Here is a 15871-nt window from a genome sequence, read left to right on the forward strand (position 1 = left end):
AGGGGTGTCGCTGGCCACTCAGCCAACGTAGCCGCCGGGGGAGAGCCCCCGCTTGGCCAGCCAGCCGACAGGGTCGACACGGTCGGTGCCGTTGAGGTGTACCTCGAAGTGGCAGTGCGGGCCGGTCGAGTTACCGGTGTTGCCCATTTTGGCGATCTGGTCGCCCGCCATGACGCGCTCACCGACATTGACCAGCACGGAGCTGTTGTGCCCGTAGAGCGTGACCGTGCCGTCCGCGTGGCGAAGCTTCACCAGGTTGCCGTAGCCACCTTCGGCGCCTGCCGCGATGACGATGCCGTCGGCGGCGGCGAGGATCGGGGTGCCGATCGCGTTCGCGATGTCGATGCCGGCGTGCAGCACACCCCAGCGGTAGCCGAAGCCGGAAGTCCAGACGCCCGTCGTCGGCATGACGAACTGTGGCTTGGTGAGGCGGGCTTCGCGCTCGGCGCGCTCCTGCGCGAACGCGGCGGCCTTCGTGATCTCTTCGGCGTGGACCGTCGAGTTGGAGGCCGGCGCGACGGAGACCACCTGCATACCGTCCACGGAACCGGTGATGACGGCCCCGTCACCCAGCACATTCTGGTCGGACGCGAGAACGGTCTCGGCCGGGGCCTTCGGAGCGTTGTTCGTCATCGTGTAGGCGCCGGCAGCAGTAGCTCCGACGGCCATCGCGGCGACGACGAGGCGGCCCTTGACCGGCACCTCTTGCTTGCGATGCATGCCTTTTCGGCCACGCATGTCGATGATGTCCGTCTTTGCTGTGCCGTCGCTGACGTCGGTGTGGCTGTCGCGGTAGGCGCGCTGCGACGAGCGGCGAGGGGCGCGCGGCTCGGCGCGGAACTCGGTCGGCACGACGAGTCGCAACGGCGTGAGGTCGTCGGTGTCGTGGAGATCGTCGAGTTCGGGGGCGTCGATGATCTGCGTGTCGCGGTCAAAAGCCGCCTGCGGCAGGAGATCTAGATCGCTGAGGTCGCCGAATTCATCAAACGGGATGATGTCGGTGACTTCGGAATGGCCAGGCGCCGCCAAGGCCTCGCGGGTACGAGGCGAACGATGCTGAAGCAACCTGAAACGTCCTTAATGTCCGGAGTCGTCGTGACCGGTCCGTTATCTAGACCAGAGGACGTTAACCAAATTCCAATGAGAGTGGCAACCCGTGCGCCTATTCCGCCCGTGAATGTGACTTGAATCACGACGCGACCTGCGGTGAGATCGACCACATGACCGGGATGCGATGACAACGGTCGGCACTCGTGTCGATACAGTCACCCCCGGGCCCCGTCGGGCCGTATTTCTAGCCGCAGACAGACAGTGGAGTCCATGGACCTCTTCGAGTACCAGGCGAAGGAACTGTTCGCCAAGCACAACGTTCCCACCACTCCCGGCCGGGTCACCGACTCTGCCGAAGACGCCAAGGCGATCGCCGAGGAAATCGGCCGTCCCGTCATGGTCAAGGCACAGGTCAAGGTCGGCGGCCGCGGCAAGGCCGGTGGCGTGAAGTACGCCGCCACCCCCGCCGATGCCCTCGAGCACGCCGGCAACATCCTCGGCCTGGACATCAAGGGCCACATCGTCAAGAAGCTGCTCGTCGCCGAGGCCAGCGACATCGCGGAGGAGTACTACATCTCCTTCCTGCTCGATCGCTCCAACCGCACCTACCTCGCCATGTGCTCGGTCGAGGGCGGCATGGAGATCGAAGAGGTCGCCGCCACCAAGCCCGACCGCCTGGCCAAGGTCCCGGTGGACGCCGTCAAGGGTGTCGATCTGGCCTTCGCGCGCGAGATCGCCGAGAAGGGCCACCTGCCCGCCGAGGTCCTCGACGCCGCGGCCGTCACCATCCAGAAGCTGTGGGAGGTCTTCACGAAGGAAGACGCCACCCTGGTCGAGGTGAACCCGCTGGTGCGCACGCCCGACGATCAGATCCTGGCGCTGGACGGCAAGGTCACCCTGGATGCCAACGCCGACTTCCGGCAGCCCGGCCACGAGGAGTTCGAGGACAAGGACGCCACTGATCCTCTCGAGCTCAAGGCCAAGGAGAACGACCTCAACTACGTCAAGCTCGACGGTGAGGTCGGCATCATCGGCAACGGCGCGGGCCTGGTCATGTCCACGCTCGACGTGGTCGCCTACGCCGGCGAGAAGCACGGCGGAGTCAAGCCCGCCAACTTCCTCGACATCGGTGGCGGCGCGTCGGCCGAGGTGATGGCCAACGGTCTCGACGTGATCCTCGGCGACAGCCAGGTAAAGAGCGTGTTCGTCAACGTGTTCGGTGGCATCACCTCCTGCGACGCGGTGGCCAACGGCATCGTCAAGGCGCTGGAGATCCTCGGCGACGAGGCCAACAAGCCGCTGGTCGTCCGTCTCGACGGCAACAACGTCGACGAAGGCCGCCGCATCCTGGCCGAAGCCAACCATCCGCTGGTCGTACAGGCCGAAACCATGGACTCCGGGGCCGACAAGGCCGCCGAGCTGGCCAACAAGTAAGGGAGCCAACTCAAATGTCTATCTTCCTGAACAAGGACAGCAAGGTCATCGTCCAGGGCATCACCGGCGGCGAGGGCACCAAGCACACCAAGCTGATGCTCAAGGCCGGCACCCAGATCGTGGGCGGCGTGAACGCGCGCAAGGCCGGCACGACCGTCAAGCACGAAGACAAAGAGGGCAACGAGATCGAGCTGCCGGTGTTCGGCAGCGTGGCCGAGGCCATGAAGGAGACCGGCGCCGACGTGTCGATCGCCTTCGTGCCGCCGGCGTTCTCGAAGGACGCCATCATCGAGGCCATCGACGCCGAGATCCCGCTGCTGGTCGTCATCACCGAGGGCATCCCGGTGCAGGACAGCGCCTACGCGTGGGCCTACAACGTCGAGAAGGGCGAGAAGACTCGCATCATCGGGCCGAACTGCCCCGGCATCATCACCCCCGGCGAGTCGCTGGTCGGCATCACGCCGAACAACATCACCGGCAAAGGCCCGATCGGTCTGGTCTCGAAGTCCGGCACCCTGACCTACCAGATGATGTACGAGCTGCGCGATCTCGGCTTCTCGACCGCCATCGGCATCGGCGGCGACCCGGTCATCGGCACCACCCACATCGACGCCCTCGAGGCGTTCGAGAAGGATCCCGAGACCAAGCTGATCGTGATGATCGGCGAGATCGGTGGCGACGCCGAGGAGAAGGCCGCCGCCTTCATCCAGGCCAACGTCACCAAGCCGGTCGTCGGCTACGTCGCAGGCTTCACCGCTCCCGAGGGCAAGACGATGGGCCATGCCGGCGCCATCGTGTCCGACGGTGCCGGAACCGCCGCGGGCAAGCAGGAAGCGCTGGAGGCTGCGGGTGTCGCCGTTGGCAAGACCCCGTCGGAGACCGCCGCCAAGGCACGCGAGCTGTACAACAACCTGTAGATCGTCACCAAAAAGCCCCCGGATCGCCTGATTCCGGGGGCTTTCTGTATGCGGGCTCGCCTACAGGTGCGTGGCGAGAAACTTCTCGACGGCGTGGTACATGTCGATGTTGTTGTCCGGGTTGAGGAATCCGTGCCCCTCGTCCTCCTTGACCATGTACTCGACCTCGACGCCGCGGGCCCGCAGCGCCGCGACCATGTTGTCGGATTCGGCCTGAACAACGCGAGAGTCGTTGGCGCCCTGCACAACCAGCAGCGGAGTGCGGATCTGATCGACCCTTGTGATCGGCGAACGCGCCAGCATGTCGGCCTCCTGCCCCGGATCCGCCGGGTCGCCGACGTAGAGCTCCCAGTTGTTGGCGAGGAATCGACGCCCGACCGTCGGCAGCGTGCGCATGAAGTTGGGCAGGCTGGAGATCCCGACGTAGTCGATGGCTGCGGCGAAGACATCAGGGGTGAATGTGACACCGACCAGCGTCGCGTAACCGCCGTACGAGCCACCGAAAATCGCGACCCGGTCGCGATCGGCATAGCTCTGCTTGACCGCCCAGTCCACTGCGTCGATCAGGTCGTCGTGCATCTTGCCCGCGAACTCGCCGATGGCGGCCTGCGTGAAGGCCTTTCCGTAGCCGGTGGATCCGCGGAAGTTGACCTGTAGCACGGCGTATCCGCGATTGGCCAGCAGTTGCACGTCGGGCTGATACATCCAGCAGTCCCGCGACCAGGGTCCGCCATGCACCAGCAGCACGAGAGGGAGGTTCTCCGGCGGCACCCCGACGGGCAACGTCAGATATGAATGCAGCTCCAGGCCGTCGCGCGCGGTGATCGTGACCGGCGTCATCGGTGCCAGCGCAGCGGGATCCAGGTGTGGATAAGGCCGGAAAAGCAAACGACTTTCACCTGTCGTGTGATCGTAGAGATAGGTGGCGTTCGGATCGCGGTCGTGGCTGAAGTTGACCACCCAGCGTTGCCCGCTGTCGTCGCAGGACATCCCGGCAAGATCGCCGTCGGACAGTGCCGTGAGGTTCTCGAGCACTCGTGCGAAGTCGTCATCGAGCGCGTGAATCTCTTGTCGCGCACCGTAATAGCGCGCCCCGATCAGCTCGCCGGTCCGCTCGCTGATGATCAGCGGTGACGGGAGCACCAACTGGGACGCGAGGTCCAGCGTCGGGTGACTGTCGACCTCGGTCTCCTCACCGGAGGCCACGTCGAGGCGGACCAGCCGCAGTCGGTCGCTGCCCTGATAACTGCCGAACCAGATGCCGGTGCCGTCAGGGGAGATCGCGATGGGATGGATGCCCAGCGGGTAGTCCTTGCCTTCGTACACCCTGATGCTGCGCAGCGACGAGGTGTCCGAATCCCATTGCGAGATCTCGACATCGCCGTCGGCATTCAACGTATTGGTGAACAGGTCACCGCCGGGTCCGCTGATCCAGGCGACGACGGTGCCGGGGTTTTCGGCGAGCAGCGTGAGCTCACCGGTGGCGATGTCGAGCTCGAAGGCATCGAACAGTTCGGCGTTGCGGGCATTGTGCTGGACGAGGGCCTTACCCGGACGAGCTTTCAGCAGATCGTAGGAGGCGCGGACGCCGGGGAACGGGGTGAGGTCGACGGCGGTTGGGGTCTGCGCGTCGGGATCCACCCGGTAGACGTGCCAGTGTTCGTCGCCGCCGCTGTCCTGCAGGTAGAGCAGCCACCGCGAGTCGTGGGTCCAGCTGTAGTGATAGACGGTGCGCGTCTCGTCGGCGGTGACGCACCGGGGTTCGTCGTTCCCGTCGACGTCTTGCACCCACACGTTCAGGCGGTTCTTCCAGGGCGCCAGAAATGCGATGCGGGTGCCATCGGGCGAGATCGAGGCGCCCGCCTTCTGCGGCGGGCTGAAGAAGTCTTCGACGGAGATGAGCGGCGCGCGGGTCGTGTCGGTCACGAGTTCCTCTCTCGGTGGGGTGTCACTAAGTGACATGCCCACGGTGTCACTAAGTGACAATGCCGTCAAGCGGCGCAGGTCAAGCGCCTCGAAACTGCAGATAGCGGCGCAGGAGCGGGTCGGTGAGGTCGTACCACGACGTGCGGCGGTCACCGTCAGCTTTTGCCGACGTCACCCACTGGTCGGCAGCGAGCCGTCCGAGCGCCGTCGACGCCGACTGGTTGGAAACGCCCACGGCCTCAGCGAGATCCGACACCGACCGGGCACCGGAACCACGGGCCAGCTCGACCACGAGGCGTTGCTCCCCCGGGGGGAGCTGCCAGACGATCTGCTGGTAGTGCGGAGTGAGTCGGTCGAGCAGGGCGTCGATCACCGGGGAGACGGCGTCCAGCGATGTGACGTCGACGTCGTCGGCCAGCAGATGCCACAGACGCGGGCGGCCGCCGATGATCGCGTGCAGGGCGCCGACCCGCGCAGGCCCGCTCGCCGACTCCAGGAACTCTTCGAGGTCCGGATGGTCGCGGCGTCGGGCGCTGCGGCGCAACAGCTCTATGGCGTCCTCGACCGTCAGCTCGGGCAGCGTCTCGATGATGAACGACCCGTACCACGGGTATTCGCGGGACGAGACGCCCGGGAACAATGCCGGCGCGGTACCGAGAACCAGGACATCCGTGGAGGTTTCGACCCACGCGCGCAGGCTGCCCTGCCCCTTCTCGCCCAACGTGTCGAAGACGCGGTCGAGGTTCTCGATGGCCAGCAGCACCATTCGTCCTGCCGCCGCGGCGAGGATCGCCGCCTCGATGCCGACCGGGTCACGGGCGCGGCGCAGCGCCCTGGCCTCGTCGGCCTTCTCGGCGCCGACGGTGCGCGCCATTTCGACGAGGAGATCCGCGTACGACCCGACGGCCAGGGAATCCTCGGCAATGACCACGGGCAGCACGCGTGCCGCCGTGGCGGGATCGGAGAGCGCGTGGTGCAGCGCGAGCTTCAGAGAGTGGGTCTTGCCTGCGCCTCGGGGCGCTACCAGCAGGGTGTGCGGGCGGGATCCGTCTCGCGCCGACGACGCGATCCGACTGGTCAGTGTGTCGATCAGATCGGTGCGCCCCAAGGTCATCGCCTCGAGGTCCTCCGCGTCGGCGGCGGTCGGGGTGAAATGCGGCTGGCGACTCACCGCCGCATCGACTTCCAGGCGCGCTGCAACAGGGGCGAGGAAAATCTGTCGGCATTGCCGGAGCGGACCAGGTAGTGGTCGAGCGTGAGCCGCTCAAGGAACGACACCAGCTGCGCCCGGTCGGTGATCGGACTGCCCTCGCTGCGCAGTCTCATCAGCGCGGTGTCGACGTCCACCGGGCCGCCGGCATGCGCGTAGATGTCGAGGACCCCGGCGATCGCGTGTGCGTTGTCGCCGTAATAATGCGGAAGGCGGTCCCGATAGTGGCGCAGATCCCAAGGGTCGTAAGGACTTTCCACAGCATCGAGTACCAGGAGGTCGATCAGCTCGGGGTAGACGGCAATCTGTGTGTCGTGCCAGGATTTTCGGGCCGCGGCCACGAGATGCTGGATGTAGTACGGCACGTTCTCGGCGGCCGCGGCGATCGCGGCGGCGACCTGGTGCTGGTCGGTGGTCGGGGTTCCGCTGCCGAGGAGCAGGCACTCGGCGAGGTAGGTGGCGTGGTCGGAGCGGATGGGCCCCACGGCCACCTTCGGGATGTCGTTGACGGTGCTGGGCGCGTCGGTGGACACGTGGTGAAAGCCGATCGAGCCCGAGAGGACTGTGGCGACCCTGCCGGGATTCTCCTGGCGGACGCGACGCAGGAGATGGAGAAAGGTGTCGCCTGCGCCTGGGCTGGCACGTTCCAGATTGCGGGCCAGGACGCTGACCTCGTCGATGAACAATGCCAGGATGCGCCCGTCGGCACGCCGGATGGCGCGGTCGAGCAACTCGTCGAGGGTCGCCGCGGCACGGCTGTCCCGTTGCAGTTGGACGGGCCCGGCGGTCAGCGTGAGGCGGATCTTGGCCAGCTCCTGAGCCCAGGCGGGATCCAGCCGACCGAGCTCTGCCAGCAGTGCAGACACGAACTCGGCGTACGTTTCGCGTTCCGCACTGACGGAGACGACCACGGCGCCTGCGTCCGCGGCCATCCGCTGGACGAGCCGCGACAACGATGTCTTGCCGTGTCTGCGGTCGCCGACGAGGACTGCGCCCGAGTTCGGCAGCGATGCGAGGACTTCGTTCGACTCGCGAACACGGCCGACGACGTCCTCGGTCGGCACGACACCGCCGACGACCAGCGACATGGGGCGGGGCTGCCAATTCACGCCTCAGAGTGTACGCCAAAATAGACGTACATCTGAGTAGTTGTACGTCCGGGGTGACGCCTAATGGTGCCGATTGGTCTTGCTGGAACGTGTTCTATTAGATTCCCGAAGTAACTGGAAGGGCGTGAACATGGCAGTTGATCCACGGACGCCGGTGATCGTCGGCGTCGGGCAGTTCACCGAGCGGATCGACGATCCCGCATACCGCGGGATGTCGGCGGTCGATCTCGCCACGGCCGCCGCGCAGGCCGCGTTGAGCGACACCGGGGCGGATGTCGGCGCCGTCGCGACCGCGGTCGACACGGTGTTCGGCTTACGGCAGTTCGAGATCTCCGGACCGATGCCTGCGACGCTGGGCAAGTCCGACAATTACCCGCGCTCGGTGATGAACAGGCTGGGCGGCAATCCCGCCCGCGTCGTGCTGGAGCCGGTCGGCGGTCAGAGCCCGCAGAAACTCGTCGCCGAGGCCGGCACGCTCATCTCCGGCGGCGACGCCGACGTCGTCATGATCATGGGCTCCGAACCCGGCTCGACGGCCAAGTACTTCGCGTCCCGAGACGACAAACCAGATTTCACCGAGCACGTCGAGGGCCAACTCGAGGATCGCGGCCACCAGATCTACAGCTACATCGACGAATACACCGTCACCCATGGACTCACCGGCGCGCCGGTCCAGTACGGGCTGCTCGACAACGCCCGACGGTCGCGCCTCGAACTCGGTGTCGACGAGTATCGCCACCAGATGGCGGAACTGTTCGCCCCGATGTCGAAAGTCGCTGCCAAGAACCCGTTCTCGTCGTCCCCGGTCGAACGCTCGGTGGAAGAAGTGGAGACGGTCACCGACGAGAACCGGATGATCTGCGATCCGTACCCGCGCCTGCTGGTGGCGCGCGACACCGTCAACCAGGGTGCGGCAGCTGTGATGATGTCGATCGAGGCTGCGCGCAGGCTCGGTGTGCCCGAAGAGAAGTGGGTGTACCTGCACGGGCACTCCGACCTGATCGAGCAGGCTTTGCTGACGCGTGTGGACCTCGGTGCAAGCCCTGCTGCGGTGTATGCCGCGCAGGAGGCGCTGCGGGTGGCCGGTGTCGGTGTGGACGACATCGCCACGTTCGACTTGTACAGCTGCTTCCCGTTCCCCGTCTTCGTGGTCTGCGAGGCACTCGGTCTGGCGACCGACGATCCGCGCGGCCTGACCCTGACCGGCGGCCTGCCCTACTTCGGCGGGCCGGGCAACAGCTACTCGTTGCACGGGATCGCCGAGACTGTTGCCCAGATGCGGGACAGCCCAGGAAAATTCGGCTTCGTCGGAGCCAACGGCGGCATCATGAGCAAGTATTCGGTCGGCATCTATTCAACGGAGCCGGTCGACTGGCGAACCTCACGCAGTGCTGAGCTGACAGCGCAGGTCGCCGAACTGCCTAAGGTCGCCGTGGACAAGGCACCGGATGGTATCGGAACGATCGAGACCTACTCCGTGCGCTACGACTGGCCGGTGCGCACCGGCATCATCGTCGGCAGGCTCGACGACGGCGCCCGTTTCATGGCGACGACTGAGGATGCCGAGCTGGTGGCATTGATGTCCGACGGAGATCCGTTGGGCGCCAAGATCTCTGTCACGCCGACCGACCAAGGTAACCGGGCCGTCCTCGGCTAGAACAACTCTGTCGACGTCGGGGTGATCACAAAGCCGTGCTCACCGACACGGCAGGCCGTCGTCGCGGCGTCGTCAACGCCGCAGAACACGTCGGGTTCGTAGTAGAGCACGTGAAGTGCGCGCAACGGCGGAGCGGGAGGTTCCGTCGGTTCCTCGTCAGTTGGCGTGACCGAACTTTCGCCGTTGCGCTCCACAGTGACGTTCCAGAAGCCCGGGCCCTTATCGGGCCGCGGTCCGGTGCAGGATATCGACGCGTACTCGGGCATCGGGTAAGCACTGAGCCAGCAGGTCATCCCGTCAGGGGTCAGCATGCTTGCTCCGAAGCGGGCGGTCCGCTCACCGCGAACGCTGCCGGATCCACCCTGCTGTACGACGACATGTCCGGGAAACCGTCCACCAGTGGCGCCTCGGCAGTACTCGCGGTGGCGGATTGCAGTAAACCGCTACTTTCGGCAGAACCGGCATCCCCGGTGGGTGAGCAGCCGGCGAGCAGGACCGCTACCGTGACGGCAACTGGCGCGGTAATAGCGTTGTGCCCCATCAGAATAACTCTGTCGAAGCCGGAGTAAGAACAAAGCCGTGCTCCCCGAGGACGCACGCAAGCGTGCCCTGCCCGTCGGTGCCGCACTCGATGTCTTTGAACACGACCTTGTGCATGGCGGGAAGCGGCTTCGGCGTCATGGACGGGTCAGGGGTGTACGTCGGATTCAGGGTCAGCGGAGGTGGGGACTGTTCGATGCTTGCGGCGGCATTCGTCGCAACGTCGATCTCCCATGTCCCGGGCCCTTTGTCGGGACGAGGCCCTTCGCAGTTCAAGGACAGCTGAGACGGATTGTCGAGTGAGTTCATTCCGTTGTGGCTGCACTCCTGGCCGTCGGCGGTCGTGAATGCAAAGCCGTTGAAGTACGGATAACTGATCACGTAGGTATCGGTGTCGACGGGAGTGAACAGCGATAGATCCGGGAAGCCTGCAACCGGCGCCGACGTTGTCGGGGTTCCCGACACCTCGGGGCTCGGTCCACATCCCGCGAGTGCGATGGAAAGCGTTGTTATGAAGGCTATTCGAAAATTCATCAGTATTGTCCCAATCCCCTGGTATCGGCGTTTTCGATGCGGATCAGTTCGGTGCCGTACGGATTCCACAGCGACACCGATGCGTCGACTGAATCGTTGCCTGACAGCGGCGACTGGAAGACCCCGTAAGCACCGGGCTGCGAGGTGACCAGTTGTGGCGCAGTCCAATTGACGCCATCGGTCGATGAACTGGTAAAGAGATTGCCTTTGTTGTCGTTGAATGTCAGCAGCGCTTTGTTGTCGTAGAAGTGGACGTTGGGTTCGCCGACACCGCTGAAGCCCGCTGGCGGTTGCAGGACAGGTGGGCTTCCGCCTGAGCTTTGACCGGTCTGGAACGTGGTCCCGTTCCAATACTCGTATTTGCTCTCGGTGCCGATGTCGGCCACCGGTACCCGGGCGACATGCATACCGTCGTTGGCGCGGCCATTCTCGGATCCGTACATGTACACGTAACCGTCGTCTGCTGGAGCAAAGCTTTGCACTTGAAACGGGTCGGAGCCGGCGGCGTTCTCCCATACCGGGCCTGCCTTCGTCCACGTCCTGCCGCCGTCGACCGATTTCCACAACTCCGAACTTCGGGTGACCCAACCGGGTTCGGCACCTTGAGCTTTGGGATTCCACTTATCGACGTTCATGACCGACGTGTACATGGTGTCATCGACGTTGAAGGTCGAGGTGGGGATCGTTGAAACGTCACCCGGCGTATTCGGGAACGGGTCGTTGACGACCTCGTCGACCACCCACTTGCCGTGCTCGTCCATCTTCCAGAAGATGATGTTGTTGTGACCGCCCTCGGTGGAACGGGGTCCGGGTCCACCGCCGGTGCCCATGTTCGTTGCCGTGTCACCCTGAATGGTGAACATGCGCCCGTCTGGTGTCATCCCCATGATGGAGAGGTCCGTGTTCGGGACTCCGACACCCCCCTCGCCGGTCTTGGGGGCACCCGATCCCGCGAGACTCTGGAGCCACTGCACCTGCTCGCTGTTGAGGCTGTCCGGGTCGATACCGCCCGGCAGCGGATTGTTGCCCGGCAGCCAGCCGGCATTGATCGCGCCGATGCCTTTGGACACCGTCTGGTCCGTGGTGAGAAACGACTCGATGAGCTGCTGGATGATTTTCGTGTACGACGCGGCGATCGCCACCCACGGCGCGGTGTCGTTCGGCGGCTTCGCGGTGACGACACCCGCATCGGAGACGTCGAACAACGTCGACGCGATGTCGACCCACGTCAGCAGTACATCGCGGACAGCGACCAGTGATGCGCCGCCGGACTGCATCGCCTTGGCAAGCGCTGCCAGCTTCTCGTGCTGCCAGTACTGCTGCTGGATGTTGCGGTACGCCGTGGCGACCGCCGCGTTCGCCGCGCTACCGGACCAGTTCTCTTTAAGCTGGTTCAGCGCACGGACCTGCTCGCCGATCTGTTCGTCGAGCGACACTGCTTTGGTGTCGAGGTCATGGCCCGCGTAGACGACCCCTTGTGGGTTCTGCGCGCGGATCATCGAGATGGACATGCGACGGACAGGCTCCTAGCCGGTGGTGCTCACCAGCCTAAGCCGTCCGCGGTGACCCCTGGCGCACCAATTACGCCAGCGCGCTGAGCTTTCCGGCCAGGCGCTCGACGTACGCGGCGACTTCGGCCTCGGACTTGTCCGGCAGGCCGAACAGCACCTCGGTGACGCCCAGTTCGCGCCAGTGCGCCAGCTTCTCCGGGTCGGGCTTGAAGTCCAGCGCCACGATCTGCGGGGCTCCGTCGCGATCCGCTGCGGCCCACGTGTCCTGCAGCAACTTCACCGGCTCGTCGATGTTGAAATCACGCGGTGTGGTGATCCAGCCGTCGGCCGACTTCGCGATCCACTTGAAGTTCTTCTCGGTGCCCGCGGCGCCGACGAGCACGGGGATGTGCGACTGCACGGGCTTGGGCCACGCCCACGACGGCCCGAACTTCACGAATTCGCCGTCGTACTCCGCCTCTTCCTGCGTCCACAGTGCGCGCATCGCCTCCAGGTACTCGCGCAGCATCGTGCGGCGGCGGCCGGGCGGCACATTGTGGTCGGTCAGCTCGTCGGTGTTCCAGCCGAAGCCCACCCCGAGTGAGACGCGCCCGCCGGAGAGGTGATCGAGCGTGGCGATCGACTTGGCCAGCGTGATCGGGTCGTGCTCGACGGGCAGCGCTACGGCCGTCGACAACCGGACCCGGCTGGTGACGGCCGCGGCGCCACCGAGGGAGACCCACGGATCCAGGGTGCGCATGTAGCGGTCGTCGGGCAGGGATTCGTCACCGGTGGTGGGGTGGGCGGCCTGCCGCTTGATCGGGATGTGGGTGTGTTCGGGAACGTAGAACGTCTCGAATCCGTGCTCGTCGGCCAGCTTGGCGGCAGCCGCGGGCGCGATCCCGCGGTCGGAGGTGAACAGCACCAGCCCAAAGTTCATACCCAGAATTAGAACGTGTTCCAATCCGTGGCCGCAAGGGGGGTACCTGCACGGCCTCGCACGGTGGTCCGGAGTGAATACGCGTAGCCCGCTACTCAGGACGCGCGTACCGCTGGCGACGACAGTTCAGGCCATGGGGGAGACAACTACACAGACAACTTCACAATGGTCAAAGTTCAAAGAATGGGCGCGACGGTATCTGCCCTGCGAGATCGCCGGTACCTCTGCCGAATTCGGTGCTGCGGCGCTGGCCTACGTCACCACCGACTCGCTGGCTGTCGCGGCCGTCGCGGCGACGATCGGCGCGTCCATCGGGTACTACGCCGCCGCATACGTGAGCGCGTTGCGGTGGACGTATCGAGACCAGGCGCACCGACGTGGGGCGCAACGATGGGCGGTCGCCAACCTTCTCGCGCTGCGCAGCGTGGCGGTCGAGTTCGGTCCCGCCGAACTGATCGACAGCATCGCCGTGCGTCCGCTCGCGTTCTACGTGGGCCCGCTGATGTTCGGGAACGTCCTGGGCGGCTGGATCTTCGGCAAGCTCGTCTCCGATGTGGCCTTCTACGCCTGCGCGATCTTCAGCTACGAGCGCTTCACCTCGCTGCTCGCGCGCCGTCAACCCGACGCTTCGATCGGTGAGGAGGACGGCCATGAACCCACAGTGGCGGTCTCGGCTGCGTGAGGAACTCCGCGACCGCGGCCCGCGGTGGGCCGAACTGGCGGACAGGCACGGCACCCCGCTGCTCGTGCTGGAACCACATCTGGTTGCCCGCCGGTTCCGTGAGCTTCAGCGGGCGCTTCCCGGATTCGGTCTGCACTACGCCGTCAAAGCCCAGCCACATCCAATTGTGTTGTCCACCATCGCGATCTGTGGTGGGGGATTCGACGTCGCATCACGAGGTGAGATCGAGCTGATCCAGCGCCTCGGATTGCCCGTGCACCGGTGCATCCACACCAACCCGATCAAGAAGCCCGCGGACATCGATCATGCCTACGCGGCGGGGGTGCGCACATTCGTCGTCGAGAATGCTTGTGAGGCAGAAAAATTCGCCGGTCGCCCGGCCGATGTCGAACTGCTTGTGCGGTTGGCGTTCCGCAATCCGAGCGCGAAGTCGGATCTGTCGGCGAAGTTCGGGGCCGATCCTGCCGAGGCCGAGCTGCTGGTCAAACATGTGCTCGCGGCCGGCGTGCAGTTCGCGGGCTTCAGTTTCCACGTCGGGAGCCAGGGAACGTCGACGGCGCCCTATCGCAGCGCGCTGGAGCGCACCCTCGAACTCATCGCGCACCTCACGAGCGCGCTGGGGGTGTCGGTCAGGGTGATCGACATCGGCGGTGGCTTCCCGGTGAGCTATCGGGACGCCGCGCCGCCGATCGACGAGGTGGGGGCGATCGTCGCCGAAGTGCTGGGCGACTCCCCGGAGTTCACGCTGCTCGCCGAACCCGGCCGGTTCCTGGCGGCCGACTGCATGACGCTGCTGACGAGCGTGGTGGGGACGGCCGTGCGCGACGGGCAGGCCTGGCACTACCTGGACGACGGGCTGTACGGCAGCTACTCGAACGTGATGACCGAGGACGTGCACCCGCCGATCCTGGCGCTACGCGAACTCGCCGAGGCCGAGCCCACCGTCGAAGACGTGACACTTGCAGGCCCGACGTGCGACAGCGCCGACGTGATCGCCCGCGGTTATCCGATGCCCTCGCTGAATGTCGGAGACGTCCTGATCAGTCCCGCGATGGGCGCCTACACCAGCGTCACCGCATCGCCGTTCAACGGCATCGCGGCGACACCCATCGTGATGGCCTGACAAAACAAGGAGCCCTTTCCCTCACCGCGATCCATACCGATGACCGCGCGGGGCCGCGACGGTTGCATGGGTGCCCATGACGACCGAACGCATCGCCGACCACGTCAAGTTCGCGTACTGGGTGCCCAACGTCAGCGGCGGGCTCGTGACCAGCGACATCGAGCAGCGCACCGACTGGAACTACGACTACAACGCCAAGCTGGCGCAGACCGCCGAGAACAACGGATTCGAATACGCGCTGTCGCAGGTGCGCTACGAAGCCAGCTACGGCGCCGAATACCAGCACGAATCCACCAGCTTCAGCCTCGCGCTGCTGCTGGCCACCCAGCGGCTGAAGGTGATCGCCGCCGTCCATCCCGGCCTGTGGCAGCCCGGCGTGCTCGCCAAGCTCGGGGCGACGGCCGATCAGCTTTCCGGCGGCCGCTTCGCCGTCAATGTGGTGTCGGGATGGTTCAAAGACGAGTTCACCCATCTCGGGGAGCCGTGGCTCGAACACGACGAGCGCTACCGGCGCAGCGCCGAGTTCCTCCAGGTGCTGCGCAAGATCTGGACCGAGGACGACGTGGACTTCCGCGGCGACTTCTACCGCATCCACGACTTCACGCTGAAGCCGAAACCCCTCAACACGCCCGACCGACCCAACCCCGAGATCTTCCAGGGCGGCAACTCGACGGCCGCCCGCCGCAACGGCGGTCTGTACTCCGACTGGTACTTCTCCAACGGCAAGGATTTCGACGGCCTCACCGAGCAGGTCGTCGAGGTCCGCGACCACGCCCGAGACGCCGGCAGGGAAGTGAAGTTCGGGCTGAACGGCTTCATCATCGCCCGCGACACCGAAAAGGAGGCGAAGGAGACACTGCGCGAGATCATCGCGAAGGCCAACCGCCCCGCCGTCGAAGGATTCCGCTCGGCGGTCCAGCAGGCCGGCAACTCCACCGCGGACAAGCGCGGCATGTGGGCCGACTCGTCCTTCGAGGACCTCGTGCAGTACAACGACGGATTCCGCACCCAGCTGATCGGTACACCCGAGCAGATCGCCGAGCGTATCGCCGCCTATCGCAAACGCGGTGTCGACCTGATTCTGGGCGGGTTCCTGCACTTCCAAGAGGAGATCGAGTACTTCGGCGCCCATGTCCTGCCGCTCGTCCGGCAGATCGAGGAATCGGAACGCGACACCGCCGAATCTCCGGTGCTCGTCTCGGCGTAGATCGGGGGGCGAGCCTGGAGGAGTCCTGTGAACTCCGGTCCGAGGGCGTGAC

At 65.5% G+C, this 15871-nt stretch carries 14 protein-coding genes; 6 read left to right on the top strand and 8 right to left on the bottom strand.

The genetic code is table 11. The features are described from left to right. Nucleotides 1-18: 18 nt before the first annotated feature. Complete coding sequence (locus P9A17_RS14540) at nt 19-1065, bottom strand: M23 family metallopeptidase (protein WP_278039332.1); 1047 nt, start codon at nt 1063-1065, stop codon at nt 19-21. Between the two features lie 255 nt (nt 1066-1320). On the opposite strand from P9A17_RS14540, the gene sucC reads away from it, so the two are divergent. Further along, nucleotides 1321-2484, top strand: a complete 1164-nt coding sequence (gene sucC / locus P9A17_RS14545) for an ADP-forming succinate--CoA ligase subunit beta (RefSeq protein ID WP_278039334.1) — start codon at nt 1321-1323, stop codon at nt 2482-2484. Between the two features lie 14 nt (nt 2485-2498). Continuing rightward, the gene (gene sucD / locus P9A17_RS14550) at nt 2499-3401 is read left to right on the top strand and encodes a succinate--CoA ligase subunit alpha (protein WP_278039335.1); all 903 of its coding nucleotides are present in this window, start codon (nt 2499-2501) and stop codon (nt 3399-3401) included. Between the two features lie 60 nt (nt 3402-3461). Here sucD and P9A17_RS14555 read toward each other — a convergent pair whose 3' ends face one another. From P9A17_RS14555 to P9A17_RS14565, 3 genes are all read right to left on the bottom strand, one after another. Beyond that, entirely contained in the window at nt 3462-5327 is a 1866-nt protein-coding gene (locus P9A17_RS14555; protein ID WP_278039336.1) for a S9 family peptidase, read from the bottom strand. A gap of 79 nt (nt 5328-5406) precedes the next feature. Then, nucleotides 5407-6498: a MarR family transcriptional regulator gene (locus tag P9A17_RS14560; RefSeq protein WP_278039337.1), complete on the bottom strand. Its 1092-nt coding sequence runs from the start codon at nt 6496-6498 to the stop codon at nt 5407-5409. Continuing rightward, nucleotides 6495-7625: an ATP-binding protein gene (locus tag P9A17_RS14565; RefSeq protein WP_278039863.1), complete on the bottom strand. Its 1131-nt coding sequence runs from the start codon at nt 7623-7625 to the stop codon at nt 6495-6497. The genes P9A17_RS14560 and P9A17_RS14565 overlap by 4 nt, the downstream gene beginning before the upstream one ends. Nucleotides 7626-7776: 151 nt before the next feature. On the opposite strand from P9A17_RS14565, the gene P9A17_RS14570 reads away from it, so the two are divergent. Continuing rightward, entirely contained in the window at nt 7777-9303 is a 1527-nt protein-coding gene (locus tag P9A17_RS14570; RefSeq protein ID WP_278039338.1) for an acetyl-CoA acetyltransferase, read from the top strand. On the opposite strand, the gene P9A17_RS14575 is transcribed toward P9A17_RS14570, so the two are convergent. The 4 genes from P9A17_RS14575 to P9A17_RS14590 form a co-directional block, all read right to left on the bottom strand. Beyond that, nucleotides 9300-9614, bottom strand: a complete 315-nt coding sequence (locus P9A17_RS14575; protein WP_278039339.1) for a hypothetical protein — start codon at nt 9612-9614, stop codon at nt 9300-9302. The genes P9A17_RS14570 and P9A17_RS14575 overlap by 4 nt on opposite strands. 229 nt (nt 9615-9843) lie before the next feature. Next, nucleotides 9844-10308: a hypothetical protein gene (locus P9A17_RS14580; protein WP_278039340.1), complete on the bottom strand. Its 465-nt coding sequence runs from the start codon at nt 10306-10308 to the stop codon at nt 9844-9846. A 68-nt stretch (nt 10309-10376) separates the two neighbouring features. Further along, entirely contained in the window at nt 10377-11888 is a 1512-nt protein-coding gene (locus tag P9A17_RS14585; protein WP_278039341.1) for a DUF4185 domain-containing protein, read from the bottom strand. A 70-nt stretch (nt 11889-11958) separates the two neighbouring features. Next, nucleotides 11959-12807: an LLM class F420-dependent oxidoreductase gene (locus tag P9A17_RS14590; RefSeq protein ID WP_278039342.1), complete on the bottom strand. Its 849-nt coding sequence runs from the start codon at nt 12805-12807 to the stop codon at nt 11959-11961. Nucleotides 12808-12940: 133 nt separating this feature from the next. On the opposite strand from P9A17_RS14590, the gene P9A17_RS14595 reads away from it, so the two are divergent. From P9A17_RS14595 to sfnG, 3 genes are all read left to right on the top strand, one after another. Continuing rightward, nucleotides 12941-13489 carry a hypothetical protein gene (locus tag P9A17_RS14595; RefSeq protein ID WP_278039343.1) on the top strand — a complete coding sequence of 183 codons (549 nt, stop codon included), beginning with the start codon at nt 12941-12943 and terminating at the stop codon, nt 13487-13489. After that, nucleotides 13458-14612 carry a type III PLP-dependent enzyme gene (locus tag P9A17_RS14600; RefSeq protein WP_278039344.1) on the top strand — a complete coding sequence of 385 codons (1155 nt, stop codon included), beginning with the start codon at nt 13458-13460 and terminating at the stop codon, nt 14610-14612. The genes P9A17_RS14595 and P9A17_RS14600 overlap by 32 nt, the downstream gene beginning before the upstream one ends. 76 nt (nt 14613-14688) lie before the next feature. Further along, nucleotides 14689-15819, top strand: a complete 1131-nt coding sequence (gene sfnG, locus P9A17_RS14605) for a dimethylsulfone monooxygenase SfnG (protein WP_278039345.1) — start codon at nt 14689-14691, stop codon at nt 15817-15819. The last annotated feature ends 52 nt before the right edge of the window (nt 15820-15871 follow it).

This window comes from Mycobacterium sp. 236(2023) (assembly GCF_029623955.1).
GTDB lineage: Bacteria > Actinomycetota > Actinomycetes > Mycobacteriales > Mycobacteriaceae > Mycobacterium.

Bases quoted from the DNA above. Each gene is read 5' to 3' on its own strand.
- P9A17_RS14600 (WP_278039344.1), top strand. From the start codon at position 13,458: ATGAACCCACAGTGGCGGTCTCGGCTGCGTGAGGAACTCCGCGACCGC.
- P9A17_RS14595 (WP_278039343.1), top strand. From the start codon at position 12,941: ATGGGGGAGACAACTACACAGACAACTTCACAATGGTCAAAGTTCAAA.
- sfnG (WP_278039345.1), top strand. From the start codon at position 14,689: ATGACGACCGAACGCATCGCCGACCACGTCAAGTTCGCGTACTGGGTG.
- P9A17_RS14575 (WP_278039339.1), bottom strand. From the start codon at position 9,614: ATGCTGACCCCTGACGGGATGACCTGCTGGCTCAGTGCTTACCCGATG.
- P9A17_RS14590 (WP_278039342.1), bottom strand. From the start codon at position 12,807: ATGAACTTTGGGCTGGTGCTGTTCACCTCCGACCGCGGGATCGCGCCC.
- P9A17_RS14565 (WP_278039863.1), bottom strand. From the start codon at position 7,625: ATGTCGCTGGTCGTCGGCGGTGTCGTGCCGACCGAGGACGTCGTCGGC.
- P9A17_RS14585 (WP_278039341.1), bottom strand. From the start codon at position 11,888: ATGTCCATCTCGATGATCCGCGCGCAGAACCCACAAGGGGTCGTCTAC.
- sucD (WP_278039335.1), top strand. From the start codon at position 2,499: ATGTCTATCTTCCTGAACAAGGACAGCAAGGTCATCGTCCAGGGCATC.
- P9A17_RS14570 (WP_278039338.1), top strand. From the start codon at position 7,777: ATGGCAGTTGATCCACGGACGCCGGTGATCGTCGGCGTCGGGCAGTTC.
- sucC (WP_278039334.1), top strand. From the start codon at position 1,321: ATGGACCTCTTCGAGTACCAGGCGAAGGAACTGTTCGCCAAGCACAAC.